At 45.3% G+C, this 4,267-nt stretch carries 1 protein-coding gene and 1 pseudogene; one reads left to right on the forward strand and one right to left on the reverse strand.

What is annotated here, in order from left to right; genetic code table 11:
- Window positions 1–20 precede the first annotated feature (20 nt).
- Window positions 21–2,249: pseudogene (gene xyl3A / locus B2Z67_RS01160) on the reverse strand (xylan 1,4-beta-xylosidase); the annotation flags it as partial.
- A 285-nt stretch (window positions 2,250–2,534) separates the two neighbouring features.
- On the opposite strand from xyl3A, the gene B2Z67_RS01165 reads away from it, so the two are divergent.
- Window positions 2,535–3,800 carry an ATP-binding protein gene (locus tag B2Z67_RS01165; RefSeq protein WP_291527982.1) on the forward strand — a complete coding sequence of 422 codons (1,266 nt, stop codon included), beginning with the start codon at window positions 2,535–2,537 and terminating at the stop codon, window positions 3,798–3,800.
- The last annotated feature ends 467 nt before the right edge of the window (window positions 3,801–4,267 follow it).

Genomic DNA, 4,267 nt, shown 5'->3' on the forward strand with positions numbered 1-4,267 from the left:
ACATAGAACTGGACACCCTAATAGCTAAGCCCATAACCGAATGGGAACAAAGGCGCATCCTGCATATACCGATATGTTCTTCCGGTCATATTGTAATCTTCAAAGTCGGGAAGTTGGGACACATTGCGATAGAATGTCACCGGTAATCTGCCTGCCGGATTATAGTCACCAAACAGTACTTCGGCAACAGCCGTGCCCCCTTGCTGACCGGGATACCATGCCTGAAGGATGGCTTCGCAATTCCGGGTTTCAGGTTCCAGCCCGATGGGAGAGCCTGAACAGTTAACCAGAATAATCTTTTTACCTGCACGGTGCAGAGCATTGATCAATTCGCGCTGAACGGCAGGCAATTCAATATCCGTACGGTCGCCTCTCTTGAAACCGGGAAGGTTCACGCCCATCTCCTCCCCTTCAAGACTGGGAGATATGCCGCTTGCGAAAATAACAATATCCGCATCCTTCACACGTTCAACAGATTTCCTGATATTCACATCCTTCTTGAATCCAAGGTCAAAGTTCAGTTGCGCATCACTTCTCAGATATTCAAAATCAAGCTCTATATCATAAGATTTTCCGGCTTGCACCTTCATTGCATGAGTAGATTTTCTTGCACCGTGTTTGTTGGAGAAACCTTTCACTTCCTCTCCATTCACGCGAAGCCTTCCACTTCCATAACAATAAACCTCAAGGACGATTTCTCCTGACTCTTTAGGAGTAAATACGCTGTTATAGGTTGCGGAGAAATCCGTCAGATTTACGCCCGGAGCAAACACCGTAGCACCCGAAGTACAAAAGTGGAAAGGAGTGGTGACTTGGGCAGTGGTTACAGGCTCGCCTTCACGCGTCAGGTTATTCCAGTAAAGAGCCGTGAAGCCGGGGCCTTTGTCGGACTTACACTGGCTGAATGCACTCTCAATCAGAGTTCTTTCCACCCACGGGCAACCTTGCTCATAAATCAGTTTATCATCAGCGCCAAGCATATTCCGTACTCCATCCAGAATGGTGACGGTATGCGGCGGCATCCCATTATAATTCCCCCATTGCATAACGGAGTCATTGGCATTAGGCCCCATCACGGCTACAGTCAACCCGCCACGCTTCAGAGGCAGAAAGTTATCCCTGTTCATCAGCAGTGTCATAGATTTGCGGGCGATGTCCAAAGCCAAGGAATCGTGGGTAGCCGAAGCTACTACCGAGAAAGGAATCTTTGTCCAGGATACATTCTCCGGTTCATCCATTTCGCCCAGTTCGAAACGGGCTTTCATCAGGCGCTTGACAGATGTATCTACAGTTGCCTCGGAGATTAATCCTTTTTTCACGCTTTCTACTAAAGCCTTGTAGCTGGAGCCACAGTCCAAATCGGTTCCGCTGACTACAGCGGCGGCAGAAGCAGCCTCTGCATCAGGATGGGTACGATGACCGCGGTCATTGTAGAAGTCGGCTATTGCACCACAATCGGCGACGACGATTCCTTCATATCCCCATTCTTCACGCAATATCTGCATCAGCAGGCGGTCGCTTCCACAACAAGGTTCTCCTTCAAAACGGTTGTAGGCGCACATCACCTCTTTCACTTCACCCTCTTTCACCAATGCTTCGAAAGGCGGCAGGTAGGTTTCATACAAATCGCGCGGTTTGATGTTTTCCGCATTGAAAGAGTGGCGGTTCCATTCCGGCCCCGAATGAACGGCAAAATGTTTGGCACAAGCATGCAGCTTGTCATACTTTCCATCGGCAGGGCCTTGCAAACCTTTTACCACCATTACTCCCATCCGGCTTGTCAGGTAAGGGTCTTCGCCGTAGGTTTCGATACCCCTGCCCCAACGCGGGTCGCGGTAGATGTTCACTGTAGGAGTCCACATAGTCAGCCCCTGATAACGTTCACGGCTACCCTGAGATGTGTAGTAGGTGTTCTTCGCACGCGCCTCATCCGACACTGCATTGAACACTTCATGTACCGTTTCCGGGTCGAACGATGCAGCCATGCCTATCGGCTGAGGAAAGACCGTAGCCAATCCTGCCCGGGCAACGCCATGCAACGCTTCATTCCACCAGTTATACGGTTTTATACCCAATCGTTCCACCGGCCGGGAACCATCCATCATAAGTTGCGCTTTCTCTTCCAAAGTCAGTTCTTTCACTAAAAGTTCCGCACGCTTTTCAGGAGACAAAGAAGCATCCTTGTAAGATGGTTCTCCACAACCTGCCAAAGCAAGGAAAGGCAGTAAATAAAAAAGTTGTCGTTTCATCATTTCTTCTACAATTTCACGAAATATAAGAAGCTGTTTTGAATTTATTCCTTATGCGAATCAGGAGTTAAAGGAGTTATCGCTTCTAAATATCTCGAATTACTTAATCTGTTATTCCATTCTGCAAAAATAACGGGTCTAAACACAACAATGGTAGAAAATCTGGTTACAATAGTGTACTTTTTCAATAAGCCCATAATATGACTTCCATAAAAGGCATATTCCAATCAAAATATGCTGTTTATGGAATTATTCCCTATCTTTGCATATCAAGCAAGTTAAAGTATGGAAAAAGATATCATCAAACAAATCATTCTGAACCAGCAAGAGTTCATTAGCCAGGTAAAGCTATTGCCCCGCAGGATATCCATTGAGGAAAACGGCAATTATGTCTTTGTCGGCATCCGCCGCAGCGGTAAGACCTATATGCTTTACCAGCATATACAACAACTGCTACGCAATGGGCACAACAAACAAGAAATCCTCTTTATCAACTTTGAGGACGAACGTATTACGGATATTAAAAAGGAAGAACTTCATCTGATTGTAGAATGCTACAAAGAAATGTTCGCCTACGAGCCTATCATCTTTTTGGACGAAATACAGAATGTAGAAGGATGGGAGCACTTCGCACGCCGGCTGGCAGATGAGAAAAGACGGGTTTTCATCACAGGGAGCAATGCACACATGCTTAGCCGGGAAATAGCCTCTACATTGGGAGGGCGATATCTGATGCAAGAAATATATCCTTTCAGTTTCATGGAATATCTGGAATATCATCACATTACACTGGATGCCCACTGGTATCTGGCTCCCGTCAGAGCCGATGTAGTGCGCCTGTTCGAAGGTTATTTCTACAATGGAGGGCTACCCGAAAGTTTTAATTATGCAGATAAGCGTTCCTGGCTCACATCTTTGTATCAAAAGATACTCTATTCGGACATTGTGATAAGGAACAATGTCAGAAATGAGCAAAGCCTGCGCTTGTTAGTACGTAAACTGGCAGATAGTGTGCTCCAGCCTATAGCCATCAAAAGACTACAGAACATATTGCAGGGAGACGGAAGCAAAGTGACCCGCGAAACAATCTCCAGCTATCTGGGTTATCTGCACGATGCCTGTCTTATCTTCTCACTAAGTAACTTCAACGATTCAATACCACAGAGAGAAGGCACCAAAAAGCATTACTTTTACGACAATGGCATCCTTAATCTATTCCTTTTCCAGCCTGAAACCAAACTACTTGAAAACATAGTAGCTATCCGTCTCTACAAACAATACGGAGAAACGCTCTATTACTATAATAAAAATGTAGAAGTGGATTTCGTAGTTCCCGATACCGGGCTTGCCATTCAGGTTTCCTACTCTCTGCGCGATGAGCAGACTCGAAACAGGGAAGTCAATGCTCTTGTCAGCCTTTCCCGTTTCATGAACATAAATACTGCTTTAATTATCAGCAAAGATCAGGAAGAAACTATTGAGCAGGATGGAATAAGCATAAAAGTAGTTCCTGTGTGGAAGTGGCTGGCAGACAAGAATACATTGAATTAGCCTACATTATTCATAGTGTAAGTACTTCGTAATAATTATTCTACTATAAATGAGAATTTAGCGGTGGGAATGGGTACGCGGACGACGCGGATTAAGCGGATGAACGCGGATTCTTCTCTTTTTAGTGATTAGCAAGACTATCTCTATTAATCATTTACACCGCTAAATTCTCATTTATGACGAGACACTTATGAATAATGCAGGTTAGCAATATGCAATCTTTGTCTACTTCCTGCGCGAACCATACATACTATAGGAGTTAAGGGAGTTGTCAGTTTGTCACTTTGTATNNAGTTGGCTGAGAATGCGTTATTTCCGTCCGGATGTTCGCACGGCCGGAAATACGCGAGCGAAAATCGGTAACTGCCAGGCTGATAGCGTGATATCGAAATACTTACATTTATTTTAGAGCAAAATATCTCCTGAAAAGCCGGATCGAAGGGGAAAACCGGGCAGGGTAAGTCAAC

It is taken from the genome of Bacteroides sp. UBA939 (genome assembly GCF_002293435.1).
Taxonomy (GTDB): Bacteria; Bacteroidota; Bacteroidia; order Bacteroidales; family Bacteroidaceae; genus Bacteroides.